1 protein-coding gene and 1 pseudogene are annotated in these 1,873 nt (G+C 66.6%); both read right to left on the bottom strand.

What is annotated here, in order from left to right; genetic code table 11:
- The coding region (locus D588_RS0116980; RefSeq protein WP_017916831.1) for a methyl-accepting chemotaxis protein at nucleotides 1–1,349 on the bottom strand (1,349 nt) is incomplete at its 3' end.
- A 37-nt stretch (nucleotides 1,350–1,386) separates the two neighbouring features.
- Nucleotides 1,387–1,873 (bottom strand): annotated as a pseudogene (locus tag D588_RS0116975) (methyl-accepting chemotaxis protein); the annotation flags it as partial.

Here is a 1,873-nt window from a genome sequence, read left to right as displayed (position 1 = left end):
ATGATGCCGATCTTCTGCGCGATCTGCTTCATCGCCTGCACGGTCGCCCGCACCGATTCGCCGCCGTCCAGCGCCTGGCTGGAGGCCTTGCTGGCCATGCCGTCGGTGATCTTGGCGTTTTCGGTGTTCTGCGAGATCGACGCGGTCATCTGCTCCAGCGAGGCGCTGGTCTCTTCGACGCCGGCGGCCTGCTCGCTGGCCGCCTGGCTCAGCGACTGCGCGGTCGCGCTGACCTCTTCCGACGCGCTGGCCAGCGATTCGGCATTGCCGTTGACCTCGCTGACCACCTGCGACAGGCGGGCGATGGTGTCGTTGATGTAGTTCTTCATTTCGGCGTAGGCGCCGTCGTAGTGCTTGTCGATGCTCTGGGTCAGGTCGCCCTCGGCCAGGCCGCCCATCACCCGCACCACGTCCTGGATGCTGTCGCCGGTCGTGGTCGCCAGATCGTTCAGGCCCTGGCCCATCTCACGCTGGAACCCGGCCAGGCCATCCAGCGCGATCCGCTCGGAGAAGTCGCCGCGGTTGGCCGCCGCGACCACACGGCGCTGGCCGTCGATCACCAGCTTCAGCCGCTCGACCATGCTCCGCATCGCAAACAGCGCGCTGCCGCTGTCGTTGGCGCGCACCGCCACCTCCAGGTTGAGGTCGCCCTGCGCCACCTTGTTGGCGATCTCGGCCACATAGGCCGGCTCGCCACCCAGCAGGCGGGTGAGGATGCGCACGATGAAGAACGCCACGACCGCGCCCAGCAGCACCGCCGCCACGATGGTCGCGATGATCAGCGAGCGCGCGGACGCATAGAGTTCGTCGCCGCGGTCGCTGGCATCCTGGCCGCCCTTGACGTTCAGGTCCACCAGCTTGTCGATCGCGTCGGCGGTGCTGCGGAAGATCTGCCGCTGCTCGCCGTTCAGTGCGGTCATCGCCTCCTGGGTCTTGCCCTGCGCGGTGAGCGCCAGCAATTGCTTGTGCAATTCGGTGTAGCGATCGAAGTTCTTGGCGAAATCCGCGTACAGCGCCTGCTCCTCGGGCGAGGAGATCAGCGGGACGTAGGTCTTCCTGTTGTTCTCGAACGCCTCCAGTGTCTTGAGCATGCGCGTGTCGTAATCCTGCATCTCGGCTGGACTGGTGGCGACGACCCGCTGCAACTCGAGCAGACGCAGCTTGTTGAAGTTCGCGCTCATCTCCTCGACGTTGCGCACGCTGGGCATCCAGTTGGTGGCGAGCTCCGTGGACGAGCCGTTGATCCTGGCCATCTGCATCGTGGCGAAAATGCCGGTCCCCAACAGCAGCAGCAACACCAGGCCGAAGCCGATGCCGATGCGCGTGCCGATCTTCATGTGCTGGAACATCGTGATCCCCCTGGATGTGATGTCGTGAAAGTGGATGTCAGAACGTATCGAAATGGGCTTCGTCCGGCCCCGACACCAGTGCCAGGCCGACCTCGCCGAACCCACGCTTGCGCGCCGGCGCCGCCCTGCGGGACGGACCGGCGGTGACTGCCTTCGGACGCCACGGCGCCACGACCTGGTTGGTACGGAAGAAACTCATCAACTGCTGCAACTGCTCGGCCTGCCCGCTCATTTCCTCGGCCGTGGCGGCCAGCTCCTCGGAGTTGGCCGCGGCCTGCTGGGTGGTCTGGTTGAGCTGGCCGACCGCGGCGTTGATCTGGCCGACGCCGGAGGTCTGCTCCTCGGAGGCGGCGGTGATCTCCTGCACCAGGTCCGAGGTGCGGCGGATCGACGGCACCATCTGCTCCAGCAGCTTGCCGGCGTTCTCGGCCAGCTCCACGCTGGACTCGGCGACCTGGCCGATTTCCTGCGCGGCCACCTGGCTGCGCTCGGCCAGCTTGCGCACCTCCGCGGCCACCACCGCG

It is taken from the genome of Xanthomonas sp. SHU 308, from assembly GCF_000364645.1.
GTDB classification, from domain to species: Bacteria; Pseudomonadota; Gammaproteobacteria; order Xanthomonadales; family Xanthomonadaceae; genus Xanthomonas_A; species Xanthomonas_A sontii.
The sequence above is the reverse complement of the archived record's forward strand: the minus strand, read 5'-3'. Positions and strand labels throughout refer to the sequence as shown.